The sequence below is a fragment of the Roseovarius sp. 217 genome, from assembly GCF_000152845.1.
Lineage (GTDB): Bacteria > Pseudomonadota > Alphaproteobacteria > Rhodobacterales > Rhodobacteraceae > Roseovarius.
Genome location: NZ_CH902584.1, coordinates 233,239 through 249,437, shown reverse-complemented (window position 1 = coordinate 249,437; position 16,199 = coordinate 233,239). Strand labels below are relative to the sequence as shown.

General features: G+C 57.6%; 16 protein-coding genes and 1 pseudogene. 9 read left to right on the top strand and 8 right to left on the bottom strand.

Annotated features, from left to right (window positions below; genetic code table 11):
* Positions 1-58: 58 nt before the first annotated feature.
* Positions 59-724 (top strand): alternative oxidase, encoded by a 666-nt coding sequence (locus ROS217_RS01280; RefSeq protein ID WP_009815827.1) that lies wholly within the window; start codon positions 59-61, stop codon positions 722-724.
* A gap of 27 nt (positions 725-751) precedes the next feature.
* Here ROS217_RS01280 and ROS217_RS01275 read toward each other — a convergent pair whose 3' ends face one another.
* Positions 752-1,453 carry a response regulator transcription factor gene (locus tag ROS217_RS01275; protein WP_009815826.1) on the bottom strand — a complete coding sequence of 234 codons (702 nt, stop codon included), beginning with the start codon at positions 1,451-1,453 and terminating at the stop codon, positions 752-754.
* Positions 1,450-3,387: a hybrid sensor histidine kinase/response regulator gene (locus ROS217_RS01270; protein ID WP_009815825.1), complete on the bottom strand. Its 1,938-nt coding sequence runs from the start codon at positions 3,385-3,387 to the stop codon at positions 1,450-1,452. Before ROS217_RS01270 ends, ROS217_RS01275 begins: the two co-directional genes overlap by 4 nt.
* A 199-nt stretch (positions 3,388-3,586) precedes the next feature.
* On the opposite strand from ROS217_RS01270, the gene ROS217_RS01265 reads away from it, so the two are divergent.
* From ROS217_RS01265 to ROS217_RS01230, 8 genes are all read left to right on the top strand, one after another.
* A complete protein-coding gene (locus ROS217_RS01265; protein WP_009815824.1) occupies positions 3,587-5,533 on the top strand; it encodes an AMP-binding protein in 1,947 nt (648 codons plus the stop codon).
* A 26-nt stretch (positions 5,534-5,559) separates the two neighbouring features.
* Positions 5,560-6,378, top strand: a complete 819-nt coding sequence (locus tag ROS217_RS01260) for an ABC transporter ATP-binding protein (RefSeq protein ID WP_040650283.1) — start codon at positions 5,560-5,562, stop codon at positions 6,376-6,378.
* A 102-nt stretch (positions 6,379-6,480) separates the two neighbouring features.
* The gene (locus tag ROS217_RS01255; protein WP_009815822.1) at positions 6,481-7,467 is read left to right on the top strand and encodes a branched-chain amino acid ABC transporter permease; all 987 of its coding nucleotides are present in this window, start codon (positions 6,481-6,483) and stop codon (positions 7,465-7,467) included.
* 4 nt (positions 7,468-7,471) lie between these two features.
* Positions 7,472-7,726, top strand: coding sequence for a hypothetical protein (locus ROS217_RS01250; RefSeq protein ID WP_009815821.1), 255 nt, complete (start codon positions 7,472-7,474; stop codon positions 7,724-7,726).
* Entirely contained in the window at positions 7,727-8,803 is a 1,077-nt protein-coding gene (locus tag ROS217_RS01245) for a branched-chain amino acid ABC transporter permease (RefSeq protein WP_009815820.1), read from the top strand.
* A 99-nt stretch (positions 8,804-8,902) separates the two neighbouring features.
* Positions 8,903-10,189 (top strand): ABC transporter substrate-binding protein, encoded by a 1,287-nt coding sequence (locus tag ROS217_RS01240; protein ID WP_009815819.1) that lies wholly within the window; start codon positions 8,903-8,905, stop codon positions 10,187-10,189.
* Between the two features lie 106 nt (positions 10,190-10,295).
* Positions 10,296-11,120 carry an ABC transporter ATP-binding protein gene (locus ROS217_RS01235; protein WP_040650282.1) on the top strand — a complete coding sequence of 275 codons (825 nt, stop codon included), beginning with the start codon at positions 10,296-10,298 and terminating at the stop codon, positions 11,118-11,120.
* A 45-nt stretch (positions 11,121-11,165) separates the two neighbouring features.
* Positions 11,166-12,386: a phenylacetate--CoA ligase family protein gene (locus ROS217_RS01230; protein ID WP_009815817.1), complete on the top strand. Its 1,221-nt coding sequence runs from the start codon at positions 11,166-11,168 to the stop codon at positions 12,384-12,386.
* Positions 12,387-12,443: 57 nt separating this feature from the next.
* Here the strand turns inward: ROS217_RS01230 and ROS217_RS01225 are convergent, their stop codons facing one another.
* The 6 genes and pseudogenes from ROS217_RS01225 to ROS217_RS24260 all read right to left on the bottom strand — a co-directional run.
* Positions 12,444-13,682 (bottom strand): NAD(P)/FAD-dependent oxidoreductase, encoded by a 1,239-nt coding sequence (locus tag ROS217_RS01225; protein WP_009815816.1) that lies wholly within the window; start codon positions 13,680-13,682, stop codon positions 12,444-12,446.
* A 67-nt stretch (positions 13,683-13,749) separates the two neighbouring features.
* A complete protein-coding gene (locus tag ROS217_RS01220) occupies positions 13,750-14,142 on the bottom strand; it encodes a rhodanese-like domain-containing protein (RefSeq protein ID WP_198134849.1) in 393 nt (130 codons plus the stop codon).
* Between the two features lie 93 nt (positions 14,143-14,235).
* Positions 14,236-14,532, bottom strand: a complete 297-nt coding sequence (locus tag ROS217_RS01215; RefSeq protein WP_157046503.1) for a hypothetical protein — start codon at positions 14,530-14,532, stop codon at positions 14,236-14,238.
* Entirely contained in the window at positions 14,525-14,818 is a 294-nt protein-coding gene (locus tag ROS217_RS23945; protein ID WP_157046502.1) for a hypothetical protein, read from the bottom strand. Before ROS217_RS23945 ends, ROS217_RS01215 begins: the two co-directional genes overlap by 8 nt.
* A 68-nt stretch (positions 14,819-14,886) precedes the next feature.
* Positions 14,887-15,777, bottom strand: a complete 891-nt coding sequence (locus ROS217_RS01210; RefSeq protein ID WP_040650862.1) for a DDE-type integrase/transposase/recombinase — start codon at positions 15,775-15,777, stop codon at positions 14,887-14,889.
* Positions 15,778-15,808: 31 nt separating this feature from the next.
* A pseudogene (locus tag ROS217_RS24260) lies at positions 15,809-16,199 on the bottom strand (hypothetical protein); the annotation flags it as partial.

The window sequence follows — 16,199 nt, the reverse complement described above, 5'->3', positions numbered from 1 at the left end:
TGCACGATATGTCGCATTCTGAATTCATCTTTGGGCCCCATCTTAAGGGCATGCAGAGATGGAGCGTTGCACGAAATCCGAGATGAGCTTTCAACACGATGACACGACGGACCTAGACGTCCACCATACGCCGCGTGATATTCACGACCGGGTTGCTCTGCGGATCGTGAAATTCATGCGGATTTTTGCCGACGCCTTTTTTTCCAAGCGTTACGGTCACCGGGCTGTGGTCCTTGAGACCGTGGCCGCGGTTCCGGGCATGGTGGGTGGCCTGTTGCGGCATCTCAAATCCATTCGCCATATCCGTGATGATCAGGGATGGATCCGCGAACTGCTGGATGAGGCCGAGAATGAGCGCATGCATCTGATGACCTTTATTCACATTGCGCAGCCGTCACGGGCAGAGCGCATGTTGATCATGGTGGCGCAGATGATTTTTTATAATGTGTTCTTCTTTACCTACCTCTTTGCGCCGCGCACCGCCCATCGGATTGTCGGATATCTGGAAGAGGAAGCGGTGGTCAGTTACACACAATACTTGGCCGAAATCGATGCTGGCGGCCAAGAGAACGTGGCGGCACCGCAAATCGCCATCGACTATTGGAATTTGGGTGCGGATGCCCGTTTGCGGGACGTCGTGATCAGGGTCCGCTCGGACGAGGCTTATCACCGCGACACAAATCACCGCTTTGCCAATGAAATCATGGAGGGGCGTGATCCATAAGTCCAAGGGGAGATTTTCAGACTTTTCCTATCCCCACGCCACATCTCCCAGAAAGATATAGCCCGCGCCATAGATCGTCTTGATCAGGCGCGGATTTTTGGGATCTTCGCGCAGCTTTGTGCGCAAGCGCGAAATGCGGACATCCATGGCGCGGTCAAAGCTCTCGCCCGCCGCTCCGCCAAGCGCCTCTTGCATGGCCTGCCGGGAGATCAGGCGTTTTGGGCGTTCGAGAAAGAGCCGCAGCACCTCGCCTTCGGCATGGGAAAAGGGTGTTTCAACGCCCGTTTCATCTTCCAGCATGTATCGATCGAAATGGGCGGTCCAGCCGTTGAAGCGTGCCACCTCACCCGTTTGTGGTGCAGGTGTTCCTCGCCGCAACCGGGCGCGGACCCGCGCCACCACCTCGGCTGGATCAAAGGGTTTGATGATGTAATCATCTGCGCCAAGTTCCAGACCCGTGACCCGGTCCTGCACCTGCGCACGGCCTGAGATAATGATCACAGTCGCCCCCTGCTCTAGCGCCAGCCGATGCACGAGGCTGAGCCCATCACGATCCGGCAGCGACAGATCTACGAGGCAGACATCTGGCGTCGTACTGCGCAGGGCTGCTTCGAACTCTGTGGCGCGGCCGAAGGTCATGGTGCGAAACCCGGCTTCGGTCAAGGCCTCGGCCAGCATGGAGCGGATCGCAGGTTCGTCGTCAAGAATCGTAACAAGCGGCGCGGTCATAGCATCTCTCCGGCAGTGAGGGCCGCATCTAGCTGGGTTGCGGTGAAGGGCTTGCGCAGTACTGGGACGCGTTTGGCGGCCTCGCGATGCAGCGGGTCGTCAGGCGGCAGCGACGTCATGAGCACCATTGGGCACCCTGTGCGGCGGGGCAGGGCGGCCAGATCGAGTCCGGTTCTGTCACCTTCCAGAACGATGTCCGACAGGACGGCGGAAATCTCGGGTAAATCGGCAATCAGGGCTGACGCTTCGTCCACGCTCGCTGCCTCGATCACGCTATGACCGGCACCCCGTAGCATATCGCGCAGGGTCGAGCGCAGATCCGGGCTGTCCTCGACCAAGAGCACGAGCCCGGGCGGGCGTGCCGCCCCGGCTGGGCGCAGGGGCAGGCGCAGAGCCACGCGCCCGCCTTGGTCGGTGTTGTCGAGAATGACGCGCCCGCCCGCCAGTTTGGTCATGTCGTAGACCATGGACAGGCCAAGCCCCGATCCCTCGCCCCCTTTGGTGGTAAAGAACGGATCGAGCGCATGTTTGAGCGCCTCGGGGCTGAACCCGGGTCCGGTATCGGTGACCGCAAATTCGAGCCATGTGTCCTGCAGGGGGTGGGTGGTGAGAGTGATCGTGCCACTTCCTGCACAGGCATCGCGGGCGTTGAGTACCAGATTGATCAGCGAGTCCTGCAACATGCCCGGATCAAGCAGGTAACGGTCATTGATGCCTTCGCGCCCGAAGTGAAGTGTGATGCCAGAGGGCAGCGCAGAGCGGGCCAGTGTTTCAAGATCGTCCAGAAAAGCGGCAAGATCCGTGGGCACCGGTTCGTGTTCGCGCGGGCCGGTCATGTCGGCGATCCGGTTCAAAAGCCCGCCCCCGCGCCGCGCTGCGGCCAGCGTGGCGTTGATCAGCTCTTGCGCCGCAGGTTGAAGGCCCATCCGCCCAAGTCGTGATTGCATGCCCAGAATAATCGTCAGAAGGTTCGAGAAGTCATGCGCAAGGCCAGAGGTCAGCTGAGCGGCCATCTCGCGACGCCGTGTTTGTTGCAAGGCGGCTCGAGTCTGACTTTCTTCAGTGATATCCATGGACAGGATATAGACGCCGCCGCTGGAATGATCCGGCGTCAGGGCCACACGGACGCGCCGCGAGCTTGGTTCATGGGTGAATTCAAAAACCGAGGCTTGTCCGGCATAGGCCTTGCCGAGTTCCGGCCCGATAATGGCCCATGTCTCCGGTCCCAGCACCTCTGCCGCGTGCACGCCGATCAGGTCAGCGCGTGAGCCGGGCATGACGGAGGTCAGTCGGCGGTTGGAATAGGTATAGCAGTGGTCCGGGCCGACATGTGCGATATGGGCGGGCATCATCTCGGCTGTGAGGCGCGTGCGCGCCTCGGCCTCGGAAATCTGACGCTTGGCCTCTTCGAGTGCTGTGATCGTTGCCTCAAGCTGGCGATTGGTCGCTGACAATTCCTCGGAATACTCGACCAACTGGTCGGATAGCTCTTCGGAGCGTGAGCGCAAAAGCGCTTCTTGGCGTTTGGTGCGTGTGATGTCGGTATAGACCGTGACCCACCCCCCTTGCGGAAGCGGCGTGCCTTCGACGCTGATCGTGCGGCCATTGGCGCGGGCGCGTTCCATGTAATGCGGCTCGAACGCGCGGGCGATTTCAACGCGGGTGGCGACAAACGCGTCGACATCTCCCACATCACCGTAATCGCCACGTGTCGCCAGATAGTGGATTGTGTCGGCAAAATCGGCGCCAGGGGTCACGAGCGTATCGGGCAGGGCGAACATTTCCTGAAACCTCCGATTGCAGACGGCAAGCTGGAGATCACGGTCATAGATTGTCAGTGCCTGCTGAATAAGGTTCAGCCCGGCCATTGTCATGGCGTCATGATCGGCGCGGCTTGGGCACATGAAGGGGTCCTCCTCTTCTTTGGCTAGCATCGGAAAACCTCTCCGCAAAGGGCAATCGTCGCCCTGTTACAATTCGTAAGGTTTGCGAAATGTTCAGGAAAAAGTTGACGGCGACGGTGATTCTCGCACCCTCTAGGGAGAGGAGAATCGCCTCAAGGCGGTCGGATGCTCGTGAACGCGGGCAAAGGGAGGATATAACTTGGCACAGCCGTCACAGGCGACGGACGGGATGGATTCCGTTCCGGCGCTCTTGCAACGTAACGCCACGCGGTTCGCGGATAAATCCGCCTACCGCGAAAAGGAATATGGTATCTGGCAATGCTGGACCTGGGCCGAGGCGGAGAAGGAAATTGAGGCACTTGCCTTGGGTCTCATCAACCTTGGCGTGAATGAGGGCGATTTCATCGCGATCATTGGCCAGAACCGCCCACATTTTTATTGGGCGATGGTCGCCGCGCAATCAGTCGGAGCGATCCCAGTGCCGCTCTATCAGGACGCCGCCGCCCCCGAGATGGCCTATGTCATGGACCACTGCGGCGCCCGGTTTGCGATTGTGCAGGATCAGGAGCAGGTCGACAAATTGATCGAGGTGCAGGAGGGGCTGCATCAGCTTGAACATATGATCTACGTCGATCCACGTGGATTGCGGAAATACGATCACCACAAACTGCACCGCTTCATCGACATCCAGGAGCAGGGGCGCGCCGCCTATCACGAATGGATTGAGGATCTCAAGGCGCGGCGCGGCCGGCTTACCTATAACAGCGTCTGTGTTATGCTCTACACCTCTGGCACCACCGGAAAGCCCAAGGGCGTGGTTCTGAGCAACCGCAACATTATCGAAGCGTCGAAATCCTCGTCTGAATTCGACAAACTGACCACTGATGAAGAAGTGCTCGCCTATCTACCGATGGCATGGGTGGGTGATTTCATCTTTTCCATCGGGCAGGCCTATTGGTGCGGTTTCTGCGTCAACTGCCCGGAAAGCCCGGAAACCATGCAGACCGATCTGCGCGAGATTGGACCGACCTATTACTTCGCCCCGCCGCGGGTGTTCGAGACTCAGTTGACCAATGTGATGATCCGGATGGAGGATGCAGGGCGCGTCAAGAAGTGGCTCTTTGATCACTTCATGGCACATGCCCGGCGGGTCGGTCCTTCGATCCTTGATGGTAAGCCGGTGAGTGGAATGGACCGGCTGAAGTATGCGCTTGGGAACCTGTTCATTTACGGTCCACTCAAGGATACGCTCGGGCTTGGCCGGGTTCGGGTTGGTTATACGGCGGGCGAAGCCATCGGTCCGGAGATCTTTGATTTCTACCGCTCGCTTGGGATCAACCTGAAACAGCTCTACGGTCAGACCGAGGCCAGCGTATTCATCACCCTACAGCCAGATGGCGAGGTCCGCAGCGATACTGTCGGGGTGCCTGCACCGGGTGTGGAAATCAAAATCAGTGATACGGGCGAGGTATTCTACCGCTCTGCGGGTACGTTTGAGTACTACTATAAAAATCCCGAGAGCACGGCATCTACCAAGGATGCTGACGGCTGGGTTGCCACAGGCGATGCAGGCTTTTTCGAGGAAGGCAGTGGGCATCTGCGGATCATTGATCGCGCCAAAGATGTGGGCAAGATGGCTGATGGGCGGTTGTTCGCCCCCAAATACGTTGAGAACAAGCTCAAGTTCTATCCCAACATTCTGGAGGCGGTGGTGTTTGGCAACGGGCGCAATGCCTGCTCCGCCTTCATCAACATTGACCTCACGGCAGTTGGAAATTGGGCCGAACGCAACAATATCGGTTATGCGTCGTATCAGGAATTGGCCGGGCATCCGAGTGTGCTCGAAACGATCAAGGCCCATGTGGAAGAGGTCAATCGCAGTCTCGCCGACGATCCGATGCTGTCACATTGCCAAGTGCATCGGTTCCTTGTGCTTCATAAAGAGTTGGATGCCGACGATGGCGAGATGACCCGCACCCGCAAGGTGCGCCGAAGTGTGATATCGGAGAAATTCGATGACCTTCTGACCGCGCTCTACGATGGGTCGAGTGAAATCTACACCACCACTGAAGTGACCTATGAGGACGGCCGCAAGGGTGCGATCAGCGCTACCCTCAAGATCGTCGATGCCAAGGTCGCGCCGGTGGCAGCGGCGCATAAGGTGGCGGCGGAATGAGCGGGCCGGAACATAGGGAGGCGGTCATGCTTGACGCGAGCGAAGGTTACACGACCGAAGACGGTCGCAAAATCGGCGGCGTGGTGATGGAGATGAAGAACATCACACTACGGTTCGGTGGTGTGGTGGCGATCAAGGACATCAGTTTTGACATCCGTCAGGGAGAAATTCGCGCCATTATCGGGCCGAACGGGGCAGGCAAATCCTCGATGTTGAATGTGATCAGCGGGTTTTATCACCCGCAAGAGGGTGAGGTCTGGTATCAGGGCGCACGGCGCCCACAGATGAAGCCCTACGAAGTGGCACGCCAAGGAATTGCGCGCACGTTTCAGAACATCGCCCTGTTTGAAGGTATGACCGTGCTCGACAACGTAATGACGGGCCGCATCCGGCAAATGAAGGCGGGCCTGCTGTCACAGGCAATCTGGAAGGGCAAGGCAGAGCGGGAAGAGACCTTGAACCGCGAAGTCGTTGAAAAGGTCATCGACTTTCTGGAGATCCAGCATATCCGCAAGACCCCGGTGGGGCGTCTGCCTTATGGTCTGAAAAAGCGGGTGGAATTGGCGCGCGCGCTCGCGGCGGAGCCGTCAATCCTGCTCTTGGATGAGCCGATGGCGGGTATGAACGTCGAAGAGAAAGAGGACATGAGCCGCTTTATCCTCGACGTGAACGACGAATTCGGCACCACGATTGCCCTCATCGAACATGATATGGGTGTGGTCATGGACCTCTCCGACCGCGTGGTCGTGATGGATTACGGCAAGAAGATCGGCGACGGCACCCCCGACGAGGTGCGCAGAAATCAAGACGTGATCGACGCCTATCTGGGGGTCGCACATGACTGAGCTATACAGACCAACCTCGGCCGGATCGCGCATGCTTGCGCGGCTGGCCTCTGGGGCTCAGGCACTGCGCCCCATGCACTCTGCGGATAGGGAGTCAGTCTAATGCCTGATCAATTGATTTTCGGGATGGAGGTCGTGCTCAATGGCCTCATGGCAGGGGTGCTCTATGCGCTGGTCGCCTTGGGCTTTGTGCTCATCTACAAGGCGTCAGGCATCTTCAACTATGCGCAAGGTGTGATGGCGCTGTTTGCGGCGATGACCTTGGTGGGGATGATGGAGGGGCGCGTACCCTTCAGCCATTTGATCAACGCGATTTTCGGCACAGAAATCCATCACTTTGGGTGGCACCTGCCTGGGCTGTTGGCAATCCTGTTGACCATGGTGATCATGGTGGTGCTCGCTTGGATCGTGAATCAGTTGATCTTCCGGCATCTGGTGAATCAGGAGCCGATCATCCTCTTCATGGCAACGATTGGTCTTGCCTATTTCCTCGAAGGATTCGGGGATATGATGTGGGGCAGCGACATCAAGAAGCTGGACGTGGGCCTGCCGCAAGGGATCAACGACTGGATAGACGCCACGACCTTCGAGATCATGGGTTACGGCTTTTTCATCGACAATCTTGATATTGTGGCGACAGGGGTGGCGGCGCTTTTGGTGATCGCTCTCGTGGCCTTTGCACAATATTCCAAGCAGGGTCGCGCGATGCGCGCGGTGGCAGACGACCATCAGGCGGCTCTGTCCGTTGGCATCTCGCTCAATTTCATCTGGGTCATGGTTTGGTCGCTGGCGGGGTTTGTCGCCCTGGTGGCGGGCATCATGTGGGGCACCAAATCCGGCGTGCAATTCTCGCTCTCGCTGATTGCGCTCAAGGCGTTGCCGGTGCTGATGCTGGGCGGCTTCACCTCGATCCCCGGTGCGATCGTGGGGGGGTTAATCATCGGGGTGGGTGAAAAGCTCTTTGAATTTGCGATTGGTCCCATGGTGGGCGGGGCAACCGAGAACTGGTTCGCCTATGTTCTGGCTCTTATTTTCCTCGTGTTCCGACCGCAGGGTCTGTTCGGCGAAAAGATCATCGAGAGGGTGTGAGACCATGCAAAAGCTCATCGCCATCGTCAACGTGATCGCCTGGGCCGGGTTCTGGTCGTTTGGCTATCTTGCGCTGTCGGCTCGGGTAGAAAACACCGGGCAGATGGTCACCGCCGCAGTCCTCGCCGCATTGGGTGGGGGTGTGGGTATGCTCGCATACCTCTGGCTGGTGCGCCACACCGAGGCCACAGGGTATGCCAAACCCGCAAATCGCGCGATCAAGCGCGAAGACGACGAAATCCATGGGGAGGTTCTCTAGATGTTTTACCGTGAGGCGGGGGATTTCAAGACCTCCTATACCGACGACAGCCAGACCTTTCCGATCAAGTTTGATCGTTACCGCTATTATGTGGTGCTGGTTTCGGCCTTTGCGGTAGTGCCGTTTGTGGTCAACGATTACTGGGTCAATGCGGTGTTTCTACCGTTTCTGATTTACGCGATTGCCGCCATCGGTCTCAATATCCTTGTGGGGTATTGCGGTCAGGTGTCGCTTGGAACGGGCGGGTTTATGGCCGTAGGGGCCTATTCGGTTTACAAGTTGATGACCAGCTTTCCCGACGTAAGCATTCTGATTCATATCATTCTTGCTGGCGTCATAACGGCAGCTGTCGGGGTTCTATTCGGCCTGCCGTCGTTGCGGATCAAAGGGTTCTACCTTGCTGTCGCGACCTTGGCGGCGCAGTTCTTTCTGGTCTGGCTCTTCAATCGGGTGCCGTGGTTCTACAATTACTCGGCCTCTGGCCAGATCAGCGCGCCCGAACGTTCCTTTTTGGGCGTGCCGGTCACGGGGGCGGAAACTGCCCCTTGGGCGGCCTATCTCTTTTGCCTCGTGTTCGTGGTGGCCTCGGCAATCATAGCGCGCAACTTGACGCGCGGTATGGCCGGACGCAAATGGATGGCGATCCGTGATATGGATATCGCCGCCGAGATCATCGGGGTGAACCCGCTCAAGGCCAAGCTCACTGCTTTTGCCGTCAGTTCGTTTTTTGTGGGCATCTCGGGCGCGCTGTTTTTCGCTGTCTATCTGGGCGCGGTCGAGGTGGGCGAGGCCTTTGGCATCAACAAGTCGTTCCTCGTTCTCTTCATGGTGATCATTGGTGGACTTGGGTCGATTTTCGGGAGCTTTGCCGGCGCCGCGTTTCTTGTGCTGTTGCCGGTGCTTCTCAAGAACACGCTTGTGGGGGGGCTTGGCTGGCCCACCGATCTTGCCGCGCATCTTGAGTTCATCATTGTCGGCGCGCTGATCATCATCTTCCTGATTGCAGAGCCGCATGGGTTGGCACAGTTGTGGCGCGTGGCCAAGGAAAAACTGAGACTTTGGCCCTTTCCGCATTGAGGATGGGGCAAAGGTGGGTTGACGCCCACCCTACGAGATTGGGCGTAAAAAATCGCGTCCAAGACGAGACGTCGGAAAAACCAAGGGAGGAATAAACCGATGAAACAGAGACTGCTGACGGCGCTGACCGCCGCCATGTTGGTCGCAAGCCCGGCGCTGGCCGAGCTGACGGTCGTCGACACAAGCTATCGCACTGGGCCTTACGGCGCGAATGGCATCCCGTTCTCGGACGGCTACCAGGATTACTTTACCCTGCTCAACGAGCGCGATGGCGGCATTGGCGGGGAGAAAATCAATCTGGTGGAATGCGAGACGGGCTATAACACTGAAAAAGGGGTGGAGTGCTATGAAGCCACCAAATCCGCGGGCAATGGCGCGCTGATCTATCAGCCGCTCAGCACCGGCATCACGTATCAGCTGATCCCCAAGGTTTCCTCTGATGGCATCCCGATGCACACGATGGGCTATGGCCGCACCTCGGCCAAGAATGGCGAAGTTTTCAAGTGGGTTTTCAACTACCCTGCCAACTACTGGGATGGCGCAAGCCACGCCATAACCCATATTCTGAACGAGAACGGCGGTGATATCAAAGGGCGAAAGATAGCGCTCGTTTATCACAACTCTGCTTATGGCAAAGAGCCGATCCGCACATTGGAAGAGCTGGCCAAGAAGCATGGCTTTGAACTGACCCTGTTGCCGGTCGAACATCCCGGGCAGGAACAAAAATCGCAGTGGCTCCAGATCCGCCGCGAAAAGCCGGACAATGTGCTGATGTGGGGCTGGGGCGTGATGAACCAAGTGGCCGTGCAAGAGGCGGTCAACATCCGCTATCCCATGGACCAGTTCATCGGTATTTGGTGGTCCGGCTCCGAGAATGACGTAAAGGCCGCCGGTGAGGGCGCCAATGGCTACAAGGCACTGACATTCCACAATCTTGGGGATGAGTATCCGGTCTATGACGACCTTCGCAAATTTGTGGTGGATGGCGGAAAGGCCGCTGGTGCAGGCGATCAGGTGGGCTCAGTGCTCTATAACCGGGGCATGTATGCCGCGATGCTGGCCGCCGAGGCGATCAAGACCGCGCAGGAAATGCACGGCGTGTCCGCGATCAACGCAGCGCAGATGCGGGACGGCATGGAGAATCTTGAAATGACTGAGGCCAAGATGGCGGCGCTCGGCCTGCCCAACTTTGGCCCCGAGTTCAAGGTCAGCTGTCAAAACCACGGTGGCAACGGCTTTGGCGCCGTGTCGCAATGGGATGCGGCTGCGGGCGAGTTCAAGCTGATCACCGACTACTTCCAGTCGGATCAAGAGATCATCTCGGCGCTCGTGGCCGAGGACAGCGCGGCCTTTGCCGCCGAAAGCGGCATCACGCCGGGCTGCTGATCGGAGTGAGCCATTCCGGTCGCGGAGTGATCCGCGGCCGGAGACCATGAGTGTTTTGACAAGATGACGACGGGGCTGTCCTGTCTGTCTGAGACGGAGATCTGTGATGCTGGATACTTCCCCACGCGACGAGACCCTGCTTGAGGTCAACAACATCGAGGTGATCTACAATCACGTCATTCTCGTGCTCAAGGGTGTCAGCCTCAACGTGCCCAAAGGCGGAATAACGGCCCTCTTGGGCGGCAATGGCGCGGGCAAGACCACAACGCTCAAGGCGATTTCCAACCTGTTGAAATCCGAGCGTGGCGAGGTGACCAAGGGTACGATCACCTACCGCGGTGAGCGGGTACAGGATCTCATGCCCTCTGATCTGGTCAAAAAGGGCGTGGTGCAAGTAATGGAAGGGCGGCATTGCTTTGAGCATCTGACGGTCGAAGAGAACCTCTTGACCGGGGCTTATACGCGTGGTGTTTCGCGTGGCGAGATTGATGCAGATCTGAACATGGTTTACGACTATTTCCCTCGCCTCAAGGAGCGGCGAAAATCACAGGCTGGCTATACCTCAGGCGGAGAGCAGCAGATGGTCGCGATTGGTCGGGCGCTGATGTCGCGCCCTGAGACAATCCTCTTGGATGAGCCAAGCATGGGCCTTGCGCCGCAACTTGTGGAACAGATCTTTGGCATCGTGAAATCGTTGAACGAAGAGCAGGGCTACACGTTCCTGCTGGCTGAGCAGAATACCAATGTGGCGCTGAGGTTCGCGCATTACGGCTATATCCTCGAATCCGGGCGCGTGGTGATGGATGGCGATGCCAAAAGCCTGCGTGAGAACCCGGACGTCAAGGAATTCTACCTTGGAATGTCGGATGAGGGGCGCAAATCGTTCAGGGACGTGCGCAGCTATCGCCGCCGCAAGCGTTGGTTGGCGTGACGCGCGGTTTCCCATTTGCATGACCCTGCGCCAGAGGATGATGGCATGACCCAGTATTTTGATTCCCTTGAGACCCGAAGTGATGAGGCGCGCGCCGAAGCTCTGACACATCTGCTGCCGCAGCAGATCGCTCGGGCGCAGGTCTTGCCGGGCTATGCTGGGGCTTTGGATGGATTTGACGCGGCACAGATGACTGACGTGGCCAATCTGGCGCGCCTGCCAGTGCTACGCAAATCTGACATGGGGCGCGCGCAAGGACAGGCCGCGCCGTTTGGCGGGCTCACGAGTCGTGCCGCGCATGATTTCGCGCATGTGTTTCAATCGCCGGGGCCGATATATGAGCCGGGAGGCGTGGCACATGACTGGTGGCGGATGGGTCGATTTCTGCATGCCTGCGGTGTTGGTAGGGGCGATATCGTGCAGAACTGCTTTTCCTATCATTTGGTGCCTGCCGGAATGATCTTTGAGAATGGCGTGCGCGCGGTCGGCGCTGCGGTTTTGCCGGCCGGGACGGGCCAGACCGAATTGCAGGTTCGTGCTGCATATGATGTGGGGGTCACCGCCTATGCCGGTACGCCCGATTACCTCAAAGTTATTCTCGACAAGGCCGAAGAGATGGGAGTGTCACTCAAGATCACAAAGGCGGCCGTCGGGGGCGGGGCGCTGTTTCCGTCGCTGAGGGCGGAGTACGCCGAGCGGGGCATTCAGTGTCTGCAATGCTATGCCACGGCTGATCTGGGCAATATCGCCTATGAAAGCGCGGCACAGGAGGGGATGATCGTCGACGAGGGTGTGATCGTCGAGATCGTGACCCCCGGCACGGGCACCCCTGTCGCCCCCGGCGAGGTGGGCGAAGTGGTCGTGACGACGCTTAATCCTGACTATCCGTTGATCCGTTTCGCCACGGGCGATCTCAGTGCGGTGATGGAAGGGACAAGCTCCTGTGGCCGCACAAACCTGAGGATCAAGGGCTGGATGGGCCGCGCCGACCAGACCACCAAGATCAAAGGCATGTTCGTCCGTCCTGAGCAGGTGGCCGCTTTGGTGGCGCGGCATGACAGCATTTCACGCGCGCGTGTGATTGCCAGCCGTGAGGGCGAGGCAGATGTGATGACCGTTCGGATCGAGGCCGCTGGCGGTGAGGCCGAGCATTTTGCCGGGTCAGTTGCCGAGACACTCAAGCTCAAGGGCCGGATCGAAATCGTGCCACCCGGCAGCCTGCCCAATGATGGCAAGGTGATCGAAGACCTGCGCAGCTACGAGTGACGCCGCCTAAATCTTGAGAAGATTTCGGACCGCGATCTATTCAAGATCGCGGGGCCGTCATGAGAACCGATTGGCGTCATAAGGCGCAAGGTCGATATTCGGGCGCTTGCCGCTCAAAAGGTCGGCCACGATCCGCCCCGTCTTGGGGCCAGCTGTCAGCCCAATATGCTGGTGTCCAAAGGCCGCGTGTACACCCGTGCGCCCAATCTCGCCAATCAGCGGCAGGCTGTCGGGCGTCGACGGGCGAAAGCCCATCCATTCCTCGACACCCTTATAGGTCAAATCGGGAAAGACGCGTGCCGTGCCACGCCGGATTAAATCGAGCGGCGCGCGGGATGGACCCTTGGTGATACCGCCAAGTTCGACTGTTCCTGCACAACGAAGTCCATGCGCCATCGGGTTAACAGCGAATTTGCTGCTGGCGATGATCATCGGGTTGCGTGGCATCTGCGAGGGTTTGTTGAAGTGCAGGTGATAGCCGCGCTCGGCCTCGAGCGGCACCTTCAGGCCGAGTTTTTGCATCAGGGGTTTGGACCAGATCCCGGCCGCCAGCACAGCACTATCGCAGGGCATTTGGCCGCGATCCGTTTCGACACCAGAGATGTGTCCATCCGAGAGCGTAATGTCGCGGACTTCGGCCTGGACAAAATGCCCGCCTTCGTCCTCTAGGACAGCGACCAGATCGGCCATGTAGGCGCCGGGATTCAGAATGTGACCATGACCCTTGAGCGTTGCGAGGCATTGGATCGCGGGTCCGAGCATCGGCTCTGCCTCTTGCACGGCACCACCTTCCAACAACTCGGGCACATAGCCCGCCTCACGTTTGAGCGCCCAGCCATAGGCGTCAGCCTCAAATTCGGCTCGGCTTTCATAAGCATAGCTGAAATCACTGGAGGCCACCCATTTTTCGGCCCGCGTTCCGCGTGTGAGGGCAAGGTGTTGATCCAGACTGTCGCTGACAATGGCGGTGATCCCTGCCACCATGCGCCGCGTGTCTCGGTCATTGGCGTTGGCCGCGAATTTTATCAACCACGGGATCAGACGCGGGAAATAGGACCATTGCACAAAGAGTGGCTTATAGGGGTTCAGGGCATACTTCAGCCCGGTCGACAGCACGCCGGGCGTGTTGCCTGGCACAATTGCCCATTGCGCCAAGAGCCCGGCATTGCCAAAGGACGCGCCTGCGCCGGGGCCATCCTTGTCGAGCAGTGTCACATCGTGACCCGCCCGGCGCAGCCATATCGCAGCACTCAGCCCGCATATACCCGCGCCGATGACGATGATCTTGCTCGACATGATGTGCTGTCCCCTTTCTGTTTGCCTGCACGTTGGGCAACAGGGTGGGGGAATGCAAGAGAATGGTTCAGACCTTCTTGGGCTTTTCCGCCACTGTGCCGCCTGCTGCCTGCCAGCCTTTGAATCCGTCGCTGATGTGGCTCACGTTTTTCAGCCCCATTTCCTGAGCAGTTTGCGCTGAGAGAGCCGAGCGCCAGCCGGAGGCGCAGTAGAACACAAACCGATTGCCGCTTTGGAACTGCGGTTTTGCATAGGGGCTTTCGGGGTCGATCCAGAATTCCAGCATGCCGCGCGGACAATGGAACGCGCCAGGAATCATCCCGTCACGCTCCAACTCGCGAGGGTCTCGCAGATCGACAAAGGTCACGCCGTCGCAGCCGTGAAGGTTGAGCATCTCTGCGGCGGGACCGTGCTCGACCACCGCATTGGCCTCGGCCACCATATCCTTGATCTTTTTCACTTGTGTCTCCTCAGCTATGCCTTTTGTTTGCACGCTATCGTGTGCGGTGCCGGATGGAAACCCGGGGTAGTGGGTCACTTTGAAATTTAGACACTAACCGACCGTGATGGATAATTTTCCAGAGAAGTACCAAGTTGCCGCAATGATTAGGATTGCAAACAACCCACCAAGCACCCAAATTGCTCCTTTAACAAAGCTAACTTTGAGTCTTAGGTCGTCAATTTTATCGCCGTGACCCTCAACCGTTTTGATTAGCGCATCAACTTTCGTGGTAAGTTGACCGATGGACAGCATGACGAACCTGATGTCTGAAGTAGGGTGAAGATCGCGCGGTGTTGTCTGTGGAAATTCTTCTGGGCTTGTATCTTGCGGACCTGAACTATCAACCATTAGGGCCGCCTTCCCACTTGGTCTTAATCCAAGACCAGATGGCCGGGTTCGCCCGTCCATAGTAAGAAGCAGCTTCCACAACAATCGCTGAACCCACCGTCACGTTAGACCCGGTTGCAGACGTAATACCGATTTTGTTTGATACTTCTACAGCGGTTGCGCTGTCGGATATTAGCCAAAGTCCATCACCCAAAGGATACGTGTCGTTCGGGTAGACACGCTTGATGGCCGAGCCAAGTCGGTTATGATCAGCTTCAGCTTGCCGCATAATTACAAATATCGTCATACAGATGCTCTCATTTCCAATTCACGCTGGCAGACTTTACCGAGTATATGCAACTACATAATTTCCGGTTAAGTTATAACATTCCGCTTTTTGTAGGGTCCACGCTTCTTGGGTGCTTCCTCGTTTGCATCAATGATAGCAACCAGATCAGCAATATCCCAGAGACGATCCGTTAGACCCGCTTCCATCGCAGGCGTCACCTTCAAAGTCTGATGCACTTTGACGAAGTTGTAGTACATGAAGTGCAGCGCCACCGCATGCATGTGGTTCTCAACCTTCTTGCTGAAACCATTGGTCAGGCGGGTAAAGCGGCGCATGTGCATCCGCATGGTAAGGTTTTGACGTTCGACATATGATGTGCTGATCAGCGCCTTGTCTGGGCGGCCTTCTACAGTGCGCTTCTTGATGCCAGTACATTCGGCTGGCGAATACTTCTTTTCGTGCCCTTTGGTGCCGGTCGCACCGCCGTAAATCTTAATCAGTTGGGCATAGTCTACATCGCCACCGAACGCGCCCTCTACGGCTTCCAGATACGCCTTGTGCCCGTCTGTCGTTAGCTGGACCCGGTTCGCCAGACGGTCGCGCAGATCATCCATAAATTCGATTGCATACCCGCTGTCACGGCCACCAACCATGTAGGACACAATCAGTTTGCTGTCGCTGTCTATAGCGGTCCAAGTCCATGTATCGCCCGCGCCTTCTGGTGCGTCCTTTGCTGTCGGGACATTCTTTTGCTTGGCGTAGGTGAATGACCAGATTTCATCGCACTGGATTACCGACGCTTTGACGTTGCGCACATGCTCGTCATGGTACTTGGCGCATGACGCGCCAGCGTCAACAAGCAGCTTATTAACGGTGTTCTTGGACACGTCAGCAATGCGCGATGTGGCGCGAATTGAGTTGCCCTCCACCAGCAGGCGGACGATTAGGGCGCGGGTTTTTGTGTCGAGCTTTCTCATAAGCTCAATGTAATTGACCCGCGCCCCATAGTCAAGCATTTCGGTCAGTTTGACGTAAAGATATGGCATCAGAAAGATGCACGATCTTGTTGTCCAAGAAACCACTAGGCAAACCGCATATCGCTTCAATGTCCTTGGGATTGGTTGTGAGGGCGGACGCGATTTGAGATTTGGTTTGAACCCCATGTTCCACGAGCATTTTCATGGCATGATTAACCAGCGCAGGGCGCGACGTAGTTATCTCATCGTCATATGGTTCTTTCTTTCGAATCCCCTTCGCATTCATCTGGCGCAGCAAGTAACCATACTGATGTTTATTCAGTATCCCCAAATCCTTGGCCCTATAGCCAATTGCTGCAACCGCGACATTCCAGCGTAGCTTTAACGAGATTAGGTAGTTCAGAGACGTCCCTATTATTCCG